This is a genomic window from Acidimicrobiales bacterium (assembly GCA_035546775.1).
Lineage (GTDB): Bacteria > Actinomycetota > Acidimicrobiia > Acidimicrobiales > JACCXE01 > JACCXE01.
The window spans coordinates 1-18,743 of sequence record DASZWD010000031.1 but is presented as its reverse complement, the minus strand read 5'-3'; the positions used below and the strand labels follow the sequence as shown (position 1 = coordinate 18,743).

17 protein-coding genes and 1 tRNA gene are annotated in these 18,743 nt (G+C 68.2%); 8 read left to right on the top strand and 10 right to left on the bottom strand.

Going from position 1 to position 18,743, the window contains the following annotated elements; genetic code table 11:
- Positions 1-3 precede the first annotated feature (3 nt).
- Positions 4-1,662 (top strand): DUF1501 domain-containing protein, encoded by a 1,659-nt coding sequence (locus tag VHC63_08060; GenBank protein ID HVV36544.1) that lies wholly within the window; start codon positions 4-6, stop codon positions 1,660-1,662.
- Here VHC63_08060 and VHC63_08055 read toward each other — a convergent pair whose 3' ends face one another.
- Positions 1,663-2,112 (bottom strand): Lrp/AsnC family transcriptional regulator, encoded by a 450-nt coding sequence (locus VHC63_08055; GenBank protein ID HVV36543.1) that lies wholly within the window; start codon positions 2,110-2,112, stop codon positions 1,663-1,665. It lies immediately after the preceding gene.
- A gap of 48 nt (positions 2,113-2,160) precedes the next feature.
- On the opposite strand from VHC63_08055, the gene VHC63_08050 reads away from it, so the two are divergent.
- The 5 genes from VHC63_08050 (at position 2,161) to VHC63_08030 (ending at position 6,696) form a co-directional block, all read left to right on the top strand.
- Positions 2,161-3,045, top strand: a complete 885-nt coding sequence (locus tag VHC63_08050) for a phenylalanine 4-monooxygenase (protein HVV36542.1) — start codon at positions 2,161-2,163, stop codon at positions 3,043-3,045.
- A gap of 25 nt (positions 3,046-3,070) precedes the next feature.
- On the top strand, positions 3,071-4,105 hold the full coding sequence (gene hppD / locus VHC63_08045) for a 4-hydroxyphenylpyruvate dioxygenase (protein ID HVV36541.1): 1,035 nt from the start codon (positions 3,071-3,073) through the stop codon (positions 4,103-4,105).
- On the top strand, positions 4,102-4,554 hold the full coding sequence (locus tag VHC63_08040; protein ID HVV36540.1) for a DinB family protein: 453 nt from the start codon (positions 4,102-4,104) through the stop codon (positions 4,552-4,554). Before hppD ends, VHC63_08040 begins: the two co-directional genes overlap by 4 nt.
- 160 nt (positions 4,555-4,714) lie before the next feature.
- Positions 4,715-5,545 carry a fumarylacetoacetate hydrolase family protein gene (locus VHC63_08035; protein ID HVV36539.1) on the top strand — a complete coding sequence of 277 codons (831 nt, stop codon included), beginning with the start codon at positions 4,715-4,717 and terminating at the stop codon, positions 5,543-5,545.
- On the top strand, positions 5,545-6,696 hold the full coding sequence (locus tag VHC63_08030) for a homogentisate 1,2-dioxygenase (GenBank protein ID HVV36538.1): 1,152 nt from the start codon (positions 5,545-5,547) through the stop codon (positions 6,694-6,696). The genes VHC63_08035 and VHC63_08030 overlap by 1 nt, the downstream gene beginning before the upstream one ends.
- Before the next feature lie 58 nt (positions 6,697-6,754).
- On the opposite strand, the gene VHC63_08025 is transcribed toward VHC63_08030, so the two are convergent.
- From VHC63_08025 to topA, 6 genes are all read right to left on the bottom strand, one after another.
- Positions 6,755-6,898, bottom strand: coding sequence for a hypothetical protein (locus tag VHC63_08025; protein HVV36537.1), 144 nt, complete (start codon positions 6,896-6,898; stop codon positions 6,755-6,757).
- A gap of 189 nt (positions 6,899-7,087) precedes the next feature.
- Positions 7,088-7,159: transfer RNA gene (locus VHC63_08020), tRNA-Thr, on the bottom strand.
- A gap of 30 nt (positions 7,160-7,189) precedes the next feature.
- A complete protein-coding gene (locus tag VHC63_08015; GenBank protein HVV36536.1) occupies positions 7,190-8,263 on the bottom strand; it encodes a hypothetical protein in 1,074 nt (357 codons plus the stop codon).
- Complete coding sequence (gene tmk, locus VHC63_08010; GenBank protein HVV36535.1) at positions 8,245-8,850, bottom strand: dTMP kinase; 606 nt, start codon at positions 8,848-8,850, stop codon at positions 8,245-8,247. The genes VHC63_08015 and tmk overlap by 19 nt, the downstream gene beginning before the upstream one ends.
- A complete protein-coding gene (locus VHC63_08005) occupies positions 8,847-10,184 on the bottom strand; it encodes an MFS transporter (protein ID HVV36534.1) in 1,338 nt (445 codons plus the stop codon). The genes tmk and VHC63_08005 overlap by 4 nt, the downstream gene beginning before the upstream one ends.
- Positions 10,185-10,202: 18 nt before the next feature.
- Positions 10,203-12,863: a type I DNA topoisomerase gene (topA, locus tag VHC63_08000; GenBank protein HVV36533.1), complete on the bottom strand. Its 2,661-nt coding sequence runs from the start codon at positions 12,861-12,863 to the stop codon at positions 10,203-10,205.
- A 67-nt stretch (positions 12,864-12,930) separates the two neighbouring features.
- Here topA and VHC63_07995 point away from each other — a divergent pair, with 67 nt between their 5' ends.
- Both VHC63_07995 and VHC63_07990 read left to right on the top strand, forming a co-directional pair.
- Positions 12,931-13,557, top strand: coding sequence for a VTT domain-containing protein (locus VHC63_07995; GenBank protein HVV36532.1), 627 nt, complete (start codon positions 12,931-12,933; stop codon positions 13,555-13,557).
- Between the two features lie 323 nt (positions 13,558-13,880).
- Positions 13,881-14,831 (top strand): cyclase family protein, encoded by a 951-nt coding sequence (locus tag VHC63_07990; protein HVV36531.1) that lies wholly within the window; start codon positions 13,881-13,883, stop codon positions 14,829-14,831.
- A gap of 66 nt (positions 14,832-14,897) precedes the next feature.
- On the opposite strand, the gene VHC63_07985 is transcribed toward VHC63_07990, so the two are convergent.
- The 3 genes from VHC63_07985 to VHC63_07975 all read right to left on the bottom strand — a co-directional run.
- Positions 14,898-17,459: a sodium-translocating pyrophosphatase gene (locus VHC63_07985; GenBank protein HVV36530.1), complete on the bottom strand. Its 2,562-nt coding sequence runs from the start codon at positions 17,457-17,459 to the stop codon at positions 14,898-14,900.
- Positions 17,456-18,175 (bottom strand): metal-dependent transcriptional regulator, encoded by a 720-nt coding sequence (locus VHC63_07980; protein ID HVV36529.1) that lies wholly within the window; start codon positions 18,173-18,175, stop codon positions 17,456-17,458. Before VHC63_07980 ends, VHC63_07985 begins: the two co-directional genes overlap by 4 nt.
- Before the next feature lie 63 nt (positions 18,176-18,238).
- A partial coding sequence (locus tag VHC63_07975) for a hypothetical protein (GenBank protein ID HVV36528.1) occupies positions 18,239-18,743 on the bottom strand: 505 nt, incomplete at its 5' end.

The window sequence follows — 18,743 nt, the reverse complement described above, 5'->3', positions numbered from 1 at the left end:
GCGATGAGTTTCAATCCCAGCCGTCGCCGGTTCCTGGTGCAGCTCGGCGCTGCCACCGCCGCCGGCGTCAGTGCCCCCATGTGGTTCGAGTTGGTCCAGCGCGGCGGTCTGCCGTCCGCGTGGGGCCTCGGCGAAGGCGACACACTGCCGCTCGGTACCCCGATCTGCGTCCACGTGTCGCTCAACGGCGGCAACGACTACCTCAACACACTCGCCCCCGTGGGCGACGCTTGGTACAACGACGCCACCTACGGCCACGGCGCCATCGCTCTGACTGCATCCGACACGCTCGCCCTCAACGGCCTGACGTACCGGCTCCACAACAAGCTCCCGTGGCTCGCTGACCGGTGGAACAACAAGGGCGACGTCGGCTTCGCGCTCGGCGTCGGCAACACCGCCGTCGACTTCAGCCACTTCGACTCGATGAAGTTCTGGGACGCGGCGCGCACCGACGTGCTCGGCAGGACGGGATGGCAGGGTCGCTACGCCGACGCCGTGCGCCCGCAGAACGCGCTCGCCAGCGTGTCGGTCGGTGACGTGCAGCCTGAAGCCGTCGGCACCACGGCGCCCATGTTCGTCCTCAGCGAGTGCTCGAGCTTCACCTACGAGACAGGCTGGCTGAGCAAGAACGTTTTCCTCAACGGTGCGCAGCAGATGGCGACCATCGACGGCACCAACACGGTGGCCGACGTGGCGCGCATGATGGGCACGACGCTTAGCGTGACCGGTCGTATCAGCGGCGCCGACGATCCCACGATCACCGGCAGCAGCACCGGCTACGGCAACCTGGCCCCGATCACCAAGCAGATGATCCAGACGGCGCTGCTGATCAAGGCGGGCGTCCCGGCACAGAACTACGCCACGAGCATCGGTGGTTACGACAGCCACACCAATCAGAAGCAGATGCAGATCGATCTGTTCACCGATCTCAACGACGCGCTGACCCACTTCTTCACGATCGTGGGCGGCACGGCACGCGCGAACGACGTGTTCGTGATGATCACCTCGGAGTTCGGTCGCCAGGCGACGGCGAACAAGGACAACGGCACCGACCACGGCCAAGCCGGCATGGCGATGTTCATCGGCGGCGGTGTGCAGCGCGGGGTGTACGGCATGGCGCCGACGCTCGATCCCGGCGGCATGACGCGGCCCAACCGCGTCGGCGACGCGTTGAAGCCCACCGTCGACTTCCGCAGCGTGCACGCCACGGCGCTCAACCGACTGTCAAAGGGCGACACCAACGTCGGCGACTCCGTGCTGGGCGCGCACTACGAAGACCTCGGCGTGTTCAAGGTCCCGACGCCGCCGACCACAACGACGTCGACCACGATCAAGGCGACCACGACGACGACCGTCAAGCCCACGACGACTACGACCACGAAGCCGACCACGACGACCACGGCGGCCAACAAGCCCCCGGTCGCGTCGTTCACCGCCACGGTCGGCAGCAGCCGGACGGTCTACGTCGACGGCTCCGCGTCGACCGATCCCGACGGCTCCATTGCCTCCTACCGCTGGGTATGGGGCGACGGAACGGCGGCGGGTACGGGTCGCACCGCCAGCCACAAGTACCTGCTCAAGGGCACGAAAACCATCAAGCTCACCGTCAAGGACAACAAGGGCAAGACCTCGTCGGTGACGAAGAAGGTCAGCGTCGCGTAGCTAGCTGGCGCGCTCTTCCAACACGAAGCTGGTCTGGGTCGAACGCACGGCCGGCATCGACTGGAGGCGTTCGAGCACGACGTCACGCAGCGTCTCCATGTCGGGCGCGCGCACCAACACGACCACGTCGAACGCGCCCGTCGTCAGCGCGACGTACTCGACGCCCGGCAGCGCCATCACCTCGTTCTCGACGGCGCGCCAGGCGTGCTGGTCGATGTCGACGAGGATCAGCGCGGTGATCGTGTGCCCCAGGGCCCGGTGGTCGACTTCGACCGTGAAACGACGGATGACGCCATCGGCGGTCAGCCGGCTCAGTCGCTGGTAGGCGTTCGCCCGCGACACGCTGGCGCGCTGGGCCAACTCGCTGACCGAAACGCGGGCATCTTGGCGCAGAACGTCCACGATTCTGGCGTCGATCGCGTCGACTTCACGCGATTTGTCTCGAACCATGCCGGAACAGTAGATGATCTGCATTAAATTGGGCATACTCCTGAGACGATGCCCACAGGTCTGGTCGACAAAGGTGTCAACACGCTCGCCTACGGCGGGCAGCTGGCGGCCGACCATCCCGGCTTCACCGACGCGGCGTACCGGCAGCGGCGCGCCACCCTCGCCGAGACCGCCGGGCACTACCGGCGCGGCCAGCCGGTTCCCGACGCGCCCTACGCCGCCGAGGACCACGAGCTGTGGCAGCTGTGCTCGCGCGAGCTCCGCGAGCGCCACGACCGCCTGGCGTGCGACGAGTACCAGTCCGGCGTCGAGGCGCTGCGGCTGCCAAGCGACCACGTCCCGCAGCTGACCGAAGTCACGGCGCTACTCCAACCGCTCACTGGGTTCCGCTACGAGCCGGTGCCGGGACTCGTGTCGCCGTGGAACTTCTACGGCGCCCTCGGCGACGGGTGGTTCATGTCCACGCAGTACATCCGCCACCACTCGCTGCCGTATTACACGCCCGAGCCCGACGTGATCCATGAGGTGATCGGCCACGCCAACCAGCTGGCGTCGCCGCGCTTCGCGTCGCTGTACCGGAAGGTCGGCGACGCCATCAAACGAGTGCACACCGATCAGGCGATGGAGTTCTTGTCGCGCGTGTTCTGGTTCACGGTCGAGTTCGGCGTCGTGCGCGAGGGCAACGAGATCAAGGCGTACGGCGCCGGGATCCTGTCGAGCTTCGGCGAACTCGACGCCTTCCGCGCCGCGACCATCAAGCCGTTCGACATCCCCACGATGGGCGCGCAGTCCTACGACATCACGCGCTACCAGCCCGTGCTGTTCGCCGCCGAGTCCACCGATGCATTGATCGGAGAGATGAGTGAGTTCCTCGAGCACTACGACGAAGACGCCTTCAACCGCTTCACATCTCCTGGGATGGGATTGCATTGAGTTCTGGGTAGGCAACGCCCGCGCCATGAGCGGGTTCCTCATGAGCGCGTTCGGCTTCCGGTGCACCGCATACGCGGGACCCGAGACCGGGGTGGGAGGCAAGGCGAGCTACGTGCTCGAGCAAGGCGACGTGCGCTTCGTCGTGTCGGGCGCGCTCGACGCGGCGTCGCCGATCGCCGACCACGTCCGCACCCACGGCGACGGCGTGCACGACCTCGCGTGGCTCGTCGACGACGTCCACGCCGCCTTCGACGCTGCGGTGGCGCGGGGCGCGCGCGTCGTTCGCCCGCCTTGGGAGGAGTCCGACCGCGAGCACGGCACGCTGTGCCTCGCCCAGATCGGTACCTACGGCGAGACGGTGCACACCTTCGTCGACCGCACCCGCTACGACGCGGCGCACCTCGAGCCCGGCTACAGCAACGAGAACCTCCCGCCGTCGCCGTGTGGGCCCGCCGTCGGCATCGAAGCAATCGACCACATCGTCGGCAACGTCGAGAAGGGCCGCCTCGACGAATGGGTGTTCTTCTACGCCGACGTAATGGGCTTCTCGCCCCTCGTGCACTTCTCCGACGACCAGATCTCGACGGAGTACTCCGCGCTCATGTCGACGGTGGTGTGGGACGGCACGAAGATCGTGATGCCGCTCAACGAACCGGCCGACGGGCTCAAGAAAAGCCAGATCCAGGAGTACATCGAGACCTACGACGGTCCGGGCGTGCAGCACATCGCTCTCCGTACGAACGACATCGTGGCGACGGTCACGGCGTTGCGCGACCGCGGCGTGCGCTTCATGACGGTGCCCGACACGTACTACGACGAAGCGCGCCAGCGCCTCGCCGGCGTCGACCTGCCGTGGGACGCGCTGCGCGCGCTGAACATTCTCGCCGACCGCGACGCCGACGGGTACCTGCTCCAGATTTTCACCGAGACCGTCACCGACCGCCCGACGGTTTTCTTCGAGATCATCGAGCGCCGGGGCGCGCGCGGCTTCGGTGAAGGCAACTTCAAAGCGCTGTTCGAAGCGATCGAACGCGACCAGGCGCGGCGCGGGAATCTGTGACCTGGACCGAACGACTCGATGCCGTCGCGGCGCGACTCCACGAACTTGCGGCGCGCGATCTCCACGGCCTCACCGCTCCCGATGCGCCGAGCGGCGAACAGTGGGAAGCCGGTCAGGTGTGGGCCCACCTCGCCGAATTCGGCGACTTCTGGCTCGGCGAGCTCGACAAAGTGCTCGCCGGCGCCGAGACGTTCGGCCGCACCAAGGCCGACCCGGAACGCATCGCGGCGATCGAGCGCGATCGACATACGCCGGTGCCCGATCTCGTCGCCCGCGTCGACGCCGCCATCGGCCGGTTGCGGGCGCGGTTGGCGTCGATGACCGACGACGACTGGAAGCGGACGAGCCGTCACCCCACGCTCGGCGACATGTCGATCGACGACCAGATGCAGCACTTCCACGTCGGGCACTACGAAGAACACGCCGATCAACTCGAGTCGCTGACGTGAGATACGGCGTCGCCGACGGGCGCGTCGTCGCCGACACCGGCCGCGGCATCGTCGCCGTCGGCGACGTCATCGCCGATCCCGTCTTCGAGCAGCCGTCGCTCAACGCCTTCATGGCCCAGGGCCCCGACGCCTGGTCCGAGACCCGCACACGAGCCTCACGTTGCCGTTTGAGGTCGGCGATTACGTCGACTTCTACTCGTCGATCCACCACGCCACGAACCTCGGGCGGCTGTTCCGGCCCGACAGCGAACCGCTACTGCCGAACTGGCGCCACCTCCCGGTCGGCTACCACGGCCGCGCCGGCACGGTGGTGGTGAGCGGCACACCGGTGCGCCGGCCGACGGGTCTCGTCATGACCGAAGGCGGCGTGGTCCGCCAACCGTCGGCCCGGCTCGACATCGAGCTCGAAGTCGGCTTCGTCGTCGGCGTTGGCAGCGCACCCAACGCGCCGATCGCGGTCGACGACGCCGACCAGCACGTCTTCGGCGTCGTGCTCGTGAACGATTGGAGCGCGCGCGACATCCAAGCCTTCGAGTACCAACCGCTCGGACCAAACCTCGGCAAGTCGTTCCTCACGTCGATCTCGGCGTGGGTGGTGCCTCTCGACGAGTTGCGGCCGTTCTTCCGGCCGTCACCGCCGCAGGATCCCGAGCCCGACGCCTCGCTGCGCGGCGGACGTGACTGGGCGATCGACCTGCACCTCGAAGTCGACCGCAACGGCGAGACGATCAGCCGCACGAACTTCGTTGACCTCTACTGGACCTTCGCGCAGCAGCTCGCCCACATGACGAGCAACGGCGCCAACGTGCGCACCGGGGACCTGTTCGCGTCGGGCACGGTGTCGGGCGCCGAGCCAGGCACCTACGGCTCGCTGATCGAACTCGGCGCCGGCTTCCTCGAAGACGGCGACACCATCACGCTGCGCGGCTGGTGCGGCGACGGTGACGAGCGCGTCGAACTGGGCGACGTCGTCGGTACGGTTGTGGGCTGATGTTCTATCGACGCGTCGGCCTCGTGCCACCGAAGCGGCACACCGTGCACCACGACGCCGACGGCACGCGCCTGCTCGAAGAACTGATGGGCCAGGAAGGCTTCTCCGACGACTCGTCGCTGCTCTATCACCGGCGTTCGCCGAGTGCGCTCGTGTCGGTCGACCATCTCGACGACGGCCGTCCCCCGCTGCGACCGTTGCATCCGGTCGCCCCGATCCACCTGCGCACGCCGCGCGTGGAAACCGGCACCGATCCGGTCCTCGGCCGCCGCCTACTCCTGGGCAACGACGACGTGCGGGTGTGCGTGGCGTGGGCCGACGCCACAAGCCCGCTGTACCGCGACGCCGTCGGCGACCAACTCGTCTACGTGCAGTCGGGCGCGTGCGTGCTCGAGTCGGTCTTCGGCACCACGCACGTGCGCGACGGCGACTACCTCGTCGTGCCGCGTGGCGTCGCGCACCGCTGGTCGCTCGACGGCCCGGTCGAGTTGCTGATCTTGGAGTCGAGCGGGCACATCCGCCCACCGCGCAAATACCTCTCGGCCGCCGGCCAGTTCCTCGAGCACGCGCCGTACTGCGAGCGCGACATCCGTCCGCCGGTCGGCCCGCACGTCGCGGCGGGCGAAGGCCAGGTCGACGTGATCGTGCGGACACGCTCGGGGCTGACGCGGCACTGCCACGCGCACCATCCCTTCGACGTCGTCGGCTGGGACGGCGGCCTGTATCCGTGGGCGCTGTCGATCCACGACTTCGAACCGATCGTCGGCTCGTTGCACCAACCGCCGCCGGTGCACCAGACCTTCGAAGGGCCGAACTTCGTCGTGTGCTCGTTCGTGCCGCGGCTGTTCGACTTCCATCCCGACGCGGTGAAGATCCCGTACTTCCACAGCAACGTCGACTCCGACGAGATGCTCTTCTACTCGCAGGGCAACTTCATGAGCCGCGGCAGCGCCGGCATCGAGCAACGCTCGATCACGCTGCACCCCGGCGGCTTCGTCCACGGGCCGCAGCCGGGAAGCTACGAGCGCTCGGTCGACGCCACCCGCACCGAAGAAGTGGCAGTGATGCTCGACACCTTCCGTCCGCTGCACATCACCGACACGGCCCTTGCCGTGAGCGACGCGAGCTATCTCACGAGCTGGACGCGCTAGGCCGTCGAGGAAGGGCATGCGGCCCCTGCGGCGACCGCCCGGTGCCGCAGGGCCGCTGTTAGGCGATGACCCGCAGGATGATCTGCGTAAAGCCGTACCAAGCGCCGAAGGACAGCGCGAGGCACAACAGCAGCACCCCGACACGGGCAGCCGTCTCAGAGAGGCTCACGACCGGACGCTGATGCTGCACTGACATCGCCATGCAGCCAACGGTACGGACGGTGTGCCCCCGGCACCATCACCCATTTGCGGGGTTTTGCGCGACGCCGGGGGCCGTGCATGCATCTCCAAGCGCTCTAGGGACGTTCGGGGACCAGCACTGCGTCGCTGTGGAAGCGAAATGGCCTGCAGCCGATTCGCTTTCATTCGGCGGTCAGTGACGGAATGTCAGAGCCCGAAGTGAGAGTTGAACTCACGACCTACGCATTACGAGTGCGTTGCTCTACCACTGAGCTATTCGGGCGTGCCGTGTTCGGCGGCCGATAAGTATGGCTTACGACGAGATGCGGGCGAGAAGTCCTTCCAGCAACGGCATCTCGTTGGGGTTGTACTGCATGTCGTCGGCGGCCGACGCGATGGCGTCGAGCGCCACGAGCGCCCGGCGGGCCTCGCCGCGGTCGGCCCGCGCCGCTCGCTCGCGGTAGACGCCGGCCAACACCGCGAGCCCGGCGCGCAGGTCGTCGGTGCGGGCTCGGCGCTGCGCCCGCCGCTGGCGAACTTCGAGGTCACGCCGCGACGGCACCGGCAGGCCGGCCTTGGCCCGCTCGGCCAGCTCGGCGTCCTCCCGCTTCTGCTGGGCGACGACGGGCGCCGCCGCCGCGTCGAGTAACTCCGTGAGCGCGGCGGCGACCGCGACCACCGCGCCGGCGGTGCCGTCGAGCTCGTCGGGGACCCGACGCCACATCGCCATGCGCAGCCGCATGGCATCGTCCGCCGCCACGTGGCGCGCCCGGGCGATCGAGCCGCCGGCGATGGCGGCCGCCTCTTCGGCGACGGCGCGGGCGACGCCTTCGCCCACCAGCGCCTCGACCACGAGCTCCTCGGGCAAGGGCGGGAAGTCGACGCGCACGCAGCGCGACGCGATGGTGACGAGGTCGGGCGTCACCTGATCCGCCAGCACCACGAACACCGCCGAGGGTGGCGGCTCCTCGATCGTCTTGAGCAACGCCGGCGCCGCTTCTTCCACCGCGTGGAAGTCGGTCAGCACGAGCACCTTGCGCCCGCCCTCCATCGGCGAGCGCATCGCAACGCGGGTGACTTCGCGGGCGTCGTCGACGAGGATCGACGCGCCGCTGCGCTCCACGATCGTCAGGTCGGGATGCGTGCCGTGCAGCGCGCGCGTGCACGCCGAGCACGTACCGTCGCCGCCGTGGGGACACAACAACGCAGCGGCGAATCCCCGCGCCGCGGCCAGCGCGCCGGCGCTGTCGGGACCCACGAACAGGTAGGCGTGCACCGGGGCGCGCGCCGAGGAACGCAGGAACGACACCGCCGCGTCCTGGCCGACGACGCCGTCGAACAAGGACAGCACGGGCAGCTCGTCGGGCTTCACTGCGCCTTCACCCACGCGTCGTAGGCGTCGTTCACGCGCTGAGCGACTTCCTCGATCGAACCGACGCCGTCGACGACCACCCAGTGGTCCGGCGCGGCGCCCGCCAGCGCCACGAACCCCTCGTTGACCCGGCGATGGAACTTCTTGCCCAACCGCTCCATGCGGTCGACGGGCCGGCGCATGCGTTCGGCGGCCACGTCGGCCGGCACCGTCAACAGCACCGACACGTCGGCCGGCCGTCCGTCAGTCGCCCAGTGCGACAGCTGCACCAGTTCCTCCACCGACAACCCGTGACCGTGGCCCTGATACGCCAGCGACGATCCGATGTAGCGATCGGTGACGACCGTCTCGCCGCGCGCCAGCGCCGGCTCGATCACCTCGGCGACGTGCTGGGCGCGCGCGGCGGCCATCAGCAGCGCCTCGGCGCGCGGGTCCACAACCCCGCTCGAGGGGTCGAGCACGACCGAGCGGATCTTCTCCCCCAGCGGTGTGCCGCCCGGCTCACGCGTCAGGCGCGCCCCGAGTCGTTCCGCCAGCAACGCCGCCTGGGTCGACTTGCCGGACCCCTCGCCGCCCTCGAAGGCGATGAGCCGGCCGGTCACGTCGTCGCGTTGGACGTGGGGTGCCGCTCGCGCGCCGACATCGAGTCGCGCAACGACAGCACCGATCCCAACCCGGCGAGGCTGATGATGCCGGCGGCGGCCCACAGCGCCACCCGGACACCCGATACGTGGAACCCGATGGTCGACGCCAGCGATCCGAGCAGGCGGCTCATGATCGGTGCGACCGTGAACGACGCCAGCACCACCACGCGGATCATCGCGTAGAGCGTCGCGAATACGCGCCCGCGCAACTCGTCCTCGACGTTCGTCTGGATGATCGTGAAGCCCAGCACGTACACGCCGCCGGCGCACAGCCCGAGCCCACCGACCCACAACACCGCCGGCGTCATCGACGACGCCGTCGCGCCGAGCGAGATGCACGCCGCGGCCACGAACAGCGAACCGATGAACATGGGCTCGGGCTTGAGCCGCGCCTGGAGCAGCGACAGGCCGATCACGCTGATCGCCACGCCGAAACCGAGGGCGGAGATCAGCGCGCCGAATCCGGCGGGACCACCGCCGAGGTCCTTCGTGGCGAAGGTGGCGCCGAGAGGCACGAGCATGCCGCCCCCGAACAGTCCCGCGGCGAGGCCCAGCAGCACCGAACGCACACGCGAGTTCGTACCGATGTACTTCCAGCCGTCGCGCAGGTCGCGGAACACGTTCTGCTCGGCGCCGTCGACGTGGATGCGCTCGCGCTTGGGGAACTCGACTGATCGCACCAAGAAGAACGAAGCGATGAACGTAAAGCCGTCGGCCCACAGCGCCAGCGACTCCTTGTTGACGCGCAACGCGTGCAGCGGACCGATCCGCCCGAGGGGCGCCGACAGCGCGGCCAGCAATGAGAACGCGAGGCTGCCAAGTGGGAACGTTCCGTAGGCGGCGGCGACCGACGCCGAGTTGGCCCCGGCGAGCTGCGCCGTCGGAACGAGATTCGGCACCGTCGCCTCTTTGGCCGACGACCAGCCGATCGAAAGCGCCTCGAGAAACAGCGACGCGAAGAACAGCCCGAGCACGGTATCGACGAAGGGCAAGAACGCGAACACGAGCGCCCGCCCGATGTCGCAGATGAGCATGACGCGGCGCCGGTCGAAGCGGTCGAGCACGACGCCCGCCAGCGGACCGAGGAAGAAGCCCGGTAGCAGGCGGGCGGAGAGCACCAAGGCCACTGCACCTTCGCCGGTGCCCTTCGAAACGCGCTGGGCCAGCGCCGTGATCGCCACGAGGCCGATCCAGTCACCGAAGCTCGAAACCAGCGAAGCGGACCACATCCGCCGGAACGGCTTGATCGACAGAACGCCCTTCCCCTTGGGCGACGCGTCCGGCTCAGCCACAGAGCAACACTAAACGCCCTACTTCTTGGCGGATGCCCTCTTGGCCGGCGCCTTGCGCGGAGCCTTCTTTTGGGCCGCCGTCTTCTTGGCGGCGGCTTTCTTCGGCGCTGGGCCCTTTGCGCGCTTTTCCGCCAGCAGCTCGATGGCGCGCTCCTCGGTGAGCGTCTCGATGGCGACACCGGCGGGAATGGTGGCGTTGGTCTCGCCGTCGGTCACGTACGGACCGAACCGGCCGTCCTTGACCACCATCGGCCGGCCGCTGATCGGGTCGTTGCCGAACGTCGCCAGCGGTGGCTTGGGAGCACCCCGCCGGCCCCACTGTTTGGGCTGGGCGTAGATGGCGATCGCCTGGTCGAGCGTGATCGAGAAAATCTGCTCTTCGTTCTCGAGCGACCGGCTGTCGTTGCCCTTCGTCAGGTACGGCCCGTAGCGGCCGTTCTGCGCCGTGATCATTTCGCCGTCGGCCGGATCGACACCGACTTCGCGGGGCAGCGACAGCAACTGCAGCGCGTCGTCGAGGGTGATGCGCTCGAGGGTCATCGTGGAGAACAGCGACGCCGTCTTCGGCTTGTTCTTCGCCTTGCCCTTGGCGTCGACCTCGATCTCGCCGAGCTGCACGTAGGGCCCGTACTTGCCGTTCTTGGCGAACACCACGAGCCCGCTGCCGGGATCGGTGCCGAGCTCGCGATCCGCGGACGGCGCCCGGAACAATTCGAGGGCGCGCTCGACGGTGAGCTCGTCGGGCGGCAGGTCGGGCGGGATCGACGGTCCGTTCTCTTCGCCCACCTGGAGGTAGGGGCCGTACTTGCCGACACGCACCACGACGGGTTTGCCGTCGTCGGTTTCGCCGAGCTTGATGCTGTTGACCGCGGCGGCGTCGATGTCGTCCATGGCGCTGTCGACCATGGGCTTCAGGCCGGCGCCGTCCCCGAAGTAGAAGTTGTTCAGCCACGGCACGCGCTCTTCTTGGCGCGCCGCGATCTTGTCCAGGTCTTCTTCCATGTCGGCGGTGAACTGGTAGTCGACGTACTGGCCGAAGTGCTGTTCGAGGATCTGCACGACGGCGAACGCCGCCCACGTCGGCACAAGCGCGTTGCCCTTCTTGAAGGCGAAGCCTTTGCTCTCGCTCAGGATCGTGTTGATGATCGACGCGTACGTCGAGGGCCGGCCGATGCCGCGCTCTTCGAGCTCGCGGATGAGCGACGCCTCGGTGAAGCGCGCCGGCGGCTTGGTGTCGTGGCCCTGCGGCAGGTACGACTCGCCCGACACCGTGTCGCCCTCGGCGAGCGGCGGCAGCACCCGCTCCTCGTCGTCGCCGTCGGCCGGCTCGGCGTGCTCGACGTAGACGGCCCGGTGGCCGGGGAAGGTGATGATGCGGCCGCTGGCGGAGAACTCGCAGTCCTCGCCCTGCCCCGTGACCGCCTGGAGCCGCACCGACACGGTGTGGCCGCGGGCGTCGGCCATCTGCGACGCCACGGTGCGCTTCCAGATCAGCTCGTAGACCCGCGCCTGGTCGGCGTCGACTTGCCCGCGCACCTCGTCGGGATGGCGGAACGTTTCGCCCGCCGGACGGATCGCCTCGTGCGCCTCCTGCGCGTTCTTGACCTTCTTCGTGTACTGCCGCGGCGCGTCGGGCACGTAGTCCGCCCCGAACAGGTCGGTGGCGGTGCGGCGGGCGGCAGATATCGCCTGTTCCGACAGCGTCGTCGAGTCCGTGCGCATGTAGGTGATGAAGCCGGCCTCGTACAGGCTCTGGGCGGCGCGCATCGTGCGCTGCGCGGTCATCCCCAGTTGGTTGTTGCCGGCCTGCTGGAGCGTCGAGGTGATGAACGGCGGCTTGGGCGAGCTCTTGTAGGGCTTGTCCTCGACGCTGCGAACGGTGACGGGCACGCCGTAGAGACGATCGGCCAACGCCCGCGCCGAGACCTCGTCGAGCAGCAACCGATCGGCGGTGAGCCGACCCGTCGTGGCGTCGAAGTCCTTGCCGTCGGCGAGGCGCCGCCCGTCGACCGACAGGAGCCCCGCCTTGAAGGCGGCGTCGTCCTTGCGGAACACCGCCTCGATGTCCCAGTAGTTGGCCGAGCGGAACGCCATGCGCGCCCGCTCCCGCTCCACGAGCAGACGGATCGCCGGGCTCTGGACGCGCCCAGCCGTCGCCCCGCCCGGTCCCTTACGCCGGAGCACTTCGATCAGGCGCCAGCCGTAGAGACGGTCGAGGATGCGCCGCGTCTCTTGGGCGTCGACCATCGCCATGTCGAGGTCGCGGGGATGGGCGACGGCTTCTTCGATGGCAGCCCGGGTGATCTCGTGGAAGACCATGCGCTTGACCGGCACGCGCGGCGACAGCGTCTCGAGCAGGTGCCAGCTGATCGCCTCGCCCTCGCGGTCTTCGTCGGTGGCGAGGTAGATCTCGCTGGCGTCTTTCACCAACGCCTTCAGTTCCCGCACGACCGACTTCTTCTGCTCGGGCACGACGTAGAGCGGCTTGAAGTCGTTCTCGACGTCGACGCCGTCGCGGGACCACTTCTCCTTCTTGTACGCCTCGGGGATCTCCTTGGCCGAGCGCGGCAGGTCGCGGATGTGGCCGACCGACGACTCCACGATGAAGTCGTTGCCGAGGATTCCGGCGATGGTTCGCGCCTTGGACGGCGACTCCACGATGACGAGGGGCTTAGGCATCTCTTTTTCCAGACTTGGCAGAGGAAAACTCGTCTGTCAAACACATGAGTCCCTAACCTCCTCGCCGATGTCCACGCTTCTTAGCCCGAATCACCTGATCGAGACGTTCGGGACAATCGGGTTGCTGGCGGTGATTTTCGCCGAATCGGGCCTCCTGATCGGCTTCTTCCTGCCCGGCGACTCGCTGCTGTTCACCGCGGGACTGCTCGCCAGCCAAGGCAAACTCAACCTGGGCGTCATCATCGTCGGGTGCTGCGCCGCCGCGGTGCTGGGAGACCAGGTGGGCTACCAATTCGGGGCGCGGGTCGGCCCGGCGCTGTTCCGGCGTCAGGATTCGCGCCTGTTCAAACAGGAGTACGTCGAGCAGGCGCAGGGCTACTTCGACCGCTACGGCAGCCGCACCATCGTGTTGGCGCGCTTCGTCCCGGTCGTGCGCACGTTCGCGCCGATCGTGGCCGGCATCGGCACGATGAAGTGGCGCACGTTCGCCGCCTACAACCTCGTGGGCGGTGTCGCCTGGGCCGCGGGCGTCATCGTCGCCGGTGACATCCTCGGCGACACCGTCCCGAGTATCGACAAGTACCTCCTGCCGGTGATCCTGCTGATCATTGCGCTCTCCGGGATCCCGGTCGGGCTCGAGATCCTGCGCGCCCGGCGCGGCAACGGGGATAACTCGCGGCAAATCCACGGTTAATCCACAACTAACGCGGGTTGCGTTCCACAGGTCGACGGGCGCACGGTGACCCTCGTGGTCATCACCGCACCACACCTCGCTGCCGAACTTCGGCGACGACGCGGATGCCGGCGTGCTCTCGTCGAGGAGCTCGAGCGCTCACGCGAGTCGACGTGGGTACCGGATGACCTCAAACGGGCACCAACGAACCTCTTGGTGCTTGCCGCCATGAACTTGACGGGAAAGGGGGGCTCGAAGACTCAGCCCGCGCCTTGACGTGTTCTGATCGGAACCCAGAACACGCGAGGCGCGGGCTGCACTTCGGTGCCTAGCGTCCGTCGACGATGACGGACCTGCCCTCCTACGACGAACTCCCCAACGGCGACTCCTGGCACCTGTGGCCGGGCAACGAGGTGTACGGCACGCTCAACCTCCTGACCCCTGAGCGCGTCCGCGCCGCGGCAGCGCTCGTGCAGACCGGCGACACGTTCGCCCTCAACTGGGACATGGAGCTGCCGGACCCGCCGCTGTTCGGCCGGGGTTCGTTCGAGCACGAGATCGTCGCCGGGACGACGCACCGCGACGACGTGTTGCACCACTGGAACACGCAGTCCTCGTCGCAGTGGGACGGCCTGCGCCACGTCTTCCACCCGACGCGGGGCAACTACGGCGGCATCCCCGACGAAGCGCACGGGATCCACTTCTGGGCGCAACGCGGCATCGTCGGCCGCGGCGTGCTCGTCGACATCGGCCGGTGGCGGGAAGCCAACGGCACGCCGCTGCGCCTCGACCGCAACGACCCGATCGAAACCGAAGAGCTCGACGCTTGCCTCGCGGCCCAGGGCGTCACCCTTGAACCAGGCGACGTGCTACTGCTGCGCACCGGTTGGATCGAGTGGTACGAGTCGATGACCGCCGAAGAACGAGTGACGTACTCGCAGGACTACTCGACGCCCGGCATCCGCCCCGGACGCAAGACCGCTGCGTGGTTGTGGAACCAGCACATCGCCGCCATCGGCGCGGACAATCCCGCCGTGGAGGTCATGCCCCACGAGCCCGAACTGACGCTCGAGCAGCGCCGGGCCGGCTGGGCCGACGAGGAGAACCGCGGCGAGCTGTTCGGCCACATCCACTTCCTGCCGCTGCTCGGCATACCGCTCGGCGAGATGTTCAACCTCGGCGCACTGGCGGCGGCCTGCGCGGCGGACGGCCGCTACGCCTGCATGTTCACCTCGGCGCCGCTCAACCTGCGCCACGGCGTCGCCAGTCCCCCGAACGCCCTGGCGATCCGCTAGCGCGAAAAAGCCTGTGTTCTGTCGCACACGTTTCGTGTGCGACAGAACACAGGCTGAGTTGTTTCGTTAGCGGACGGCCTTCTTGGCCGGAGCCTTCTTGGCCGGAGCCTTCTTGGCCGCGGGAGCCTTCTTGGCGGCGGCCTTCTTGGCCGGAGCCTTCTTGGTAGCCGTCGCCGAGCGCGCCCGGGTGGGCAGGACGGTCGGCTGCTCGTCCGTGTCGAGACCGATCGACTCCTTGACGAGGTCGAGCGCGGCGTCGAGGCCGTGGTGCGTGGATCCACTCGCAGCCGCGGTCGGGGTCGAGTCGCCGCCCATCGCTTCGGCCTCACGCTTCGAGAAGGCGATGGCGCCGATGAGCACGACGAGGCCCGCGCCGGCGATGCTGAAGCGGGCGCCGTCGTTGTGCCGCAGCGAGATGATCGCCGGGAGCATCAGCAGCGATACCAGGTTCATGACCTTGATCAGCGGGTTGAGCGCCGGGCCGGCGGTGTCCTTGAACGGGTCGCCGACGGTGTCGCCGATGACGGCGGCCTTGTGGGCTTCGGAGCCCTTTCCGCCTTCGTTGCCGTCTTCGATGAACTTCTTGGCGTTGTCCCACGCGCCACCGGCGTTCGACAGGTAGTTCGCCATCAGCTGACCGGTGAGGATGACTGCGGCCAGGAACGCACCGAGCGCCTGGAAGCCGATGCCGAAGCCGATGATGGCGGGCGTCAGCACGGCGAGCAGCGCCGGGGTGGCGAGCTCGCGCAGCGAGGCGGCGGTGCAGATGTCGATGACGGGGCCGTAGTCGGGACGCTTGGTACCGGCCATGATGCCGCCGTCGGCGAACTGGCGACGCACTTCTTGCACCACGACGCCGGCGGTGCGGCCGACGGCGCGGATGGCGAGCGCCGAGAACATGAAGGCGATCGAGCCACCGACGAGGAGACCGATAAAGGTCTTGGGATCGGCCACGTTGATCTGGAGCGGCAGCTTGTCGAACACGCCGCGGGCGTCGTTGAGCGCCGGCTTGATGCCGAGCTCGCTCGCCGAGGTCTCGATGAACGACGAGAACAGCGCCACGGCGGCGATGACCGCCGAGCCGATAGCGAAGCCCTTTGTGACGGCCTTGGTCGTGTTACCGACGGCGTCGAGGCTCACCATGATGCGCTCGGCGTCGCCTTCGAACTCGCCCGACATCTCGGCGATGCCCGCCGCGTTGTCGGCGACCGGGCCGAAGGTGTCTTCCGACACGATGACGCCCGTCGTGGCGAGCATGCCCATGCCGCACAGGGCGACGAGGTACAGCGACAGCTGGAGGTTGCCGCCGCCGAGGCCGATCGCGGCGCCCAGGGCGACGGCGATGGCGATGATGGCGTACACCGACGACTCGAGACCCGCCGACGTACCGGCCAGGACAGTGGTCGCGGGACCGGTGCGAGCCGACCGCGCGATCTCCTGCACCGGGCCGTAGTGCGTACCCGTGAAGTACTCCGTGAGGCGGCTGACGAGCTGGGCGAGCACGAGGCCGATGACGACGGCGAAGAAGCACTTCCAGCCGACGTTGTTCGTGTGGTGCGCACCGGCCGAGTCGACGTAGTAGTTCTTCACGTAGCCGATGGCGAGCGCCAGGGTGCCGATGACGGTGAGAATGCCGGCGGTGAGGAAGCCGCGGTTGATCGGCTTCAGGGCGTTGGTCTCGCCCTCCTTGGCCCGCACGGCGTACACGCCGGCGATCGAAGCAACGACGCCGATGGCGCGGGCGGCGACGGGGAAGACCAGGCCGAGGGCCGGGTTCATGTGCACCGAGTGGAACGCGGCCACGCCGAGGATGATCGAGGCGACGAGGGTGACCTCGTAGGACTCGAAGAGGTCGGCGGCCATGCCGGCGCAGTCGCCGACGTTGTCGCCCACGTTGTCGGCGATGGTGGCCGGGTTACGCGGGTCGTCTTCGGGGATGCCGGCTTCGACCTTGCCGACGAGGTCGGCACCGACGTCGGCCGCCTTGGTGAAGATGCCGCCACCGACGCGCAGGAACAGCGCCAGCAGCGAACCACCGAAACCGAAGCCGACGAGGATCGCCGAGCTGGTGTTCTGGAAGATGGCGATGATGGCGGTCGCACCGAGCAGGCCGAGGCCGACGGTGAACATGCCGGCCACGCCGCCGGTGCGGAAGGCCACCTTGAGGGCGTCCTTCATCGACCCGTTGCGGGCCGCGGCGGCCGTGCGGACGTTGCCGCGGGTGGCGAGCGTCATGCCGATGTAGCCAGCCAGCGCCGAGGCGAGGCCGCCGAGCACGAAGGCCACGGTGCGGAACGTCGCCGACTGCACGAAGCTCAGCGCGACGGTGTGGTCGGGCTTCACGACTTTGGTCGACGTGAAGAACACGACGGCGGCGACCGGCACCAGAATGATCCCGATCGTGCGGAACTGACGCTTGAGGTACGCCCACGCGCCCTCCTGGATCGCGGTGGCGATCTCGATCATCGTCGGTGTTCCCTGGTCGGCGGCGAGGACGCCGCGCATCAGGGCAAAGCCGACGAGGATTGCGAGGATCGCGGTCGCGCCCGAGAAGGCGAGCACAGCAAACTCTCCACCCTTGAGGGTGAAGGCCTGGTAGCCCCCTTCAGCGGCAAGCAATGCGCTCACGCTGTTTCCTTTCTGTTTTTGGTGTTGCCTTTGGTTGACGACTCGTCACGGGTGACGAAGATCTGACGGGCGATGCGCTCGCCCACGGTGCGGTCCTCGCCCTCGACTTCGAGGACGAGCGGACCGTCGAAGGGGTGCTTCTCGCGCACCCGCACGCGCACGCCCGGCCGCAGGCCGAGCGTGTCGAGGAAGTCGATGACTGCCGGATCGGTCGAGCCGGGCACGGCGACGATCGCCGTCTCACCGGGCTCGAGGGCATACAGCGGCGGCAGCACGGGAATTTCGGCCGTCTCGGGCTCGGGAATGGGGAAGCCGTGCGGGCACGTCGCCGGACGGTTGAGGGCGATGTAGAGCCGGTCCTCGACCTCCTGGGGCAGGTCGTGCTCGAACGAGCCGGCGAGCCCGGAGGCGTCGTTCCAGGCGTAGCCCAGCATGTCGGACAAGAAGCGCTCGACGATGCGGTGGCGACGGATCGTCGCCACGGCGATCTGGCGGCCCATTGGCGTCAGTTCGACGCCGCGGTAGGGACGGTGGTCGACGAGGCCGCGATCGGCGAGCTTCTTCACGGTCGCGGTGACCGTGCCGGGGGCCACGCCGAGGGCGTCGGCGAGTACACCGGTATGCGCGTCAGGCGCGGTCCGCGTGGCCCGGTAGATGGCCTTGAGGGTCTCGCGCTCGGACTGCGTCAGGTCAGACTGAGTGAGCTCGGCGTCCATTTTTACCGGCGCAGACTCTAGTTTTCAGCCCCTCAAAATTCAAGATACGAGGCTGTGGAAAACTTACGACTCGAGCGCTTCGACGGGAGCCGCCTTGGCCGGCTGCTGCTTGCCGACGTGGTAGGGCACCGACGCCACCACGGTTCCCTCGCGGAACAGCAGCGCCAGCTTGATGGCGAGCGCCGACTGGTTGTGCAGCGCCTGCTCGTACCAGTGCCCCACCACGAATTCGGGAATGACGACGGTCGTCGTGGCGGGGCCCCAACGATCGTCGAGTTCGTCGAGGTAGTTGACGACGGCGTCGACGAGCTCGCGGTAGGGCGAGTGCACGATCTCGAGGGGCACGTCGATGCCGAAGTCGCGCCATTCCTGTTCGATCTGGGTGGTGTCGCCGTCCTCGTAGGCGACGTACACCGCGGCGATGTGATTCGGCCGCATCGACTTGGCGTAGCGCAGCGCCTTGATCACGCCGCGGTGCACGCGGCCCACGAGCACGACGACTGTCGAGTTGTCCGACTCGGGTCGCACCTCCTCGGGCGTAATCGCCAACGCGAGGGTGACCCGGGTG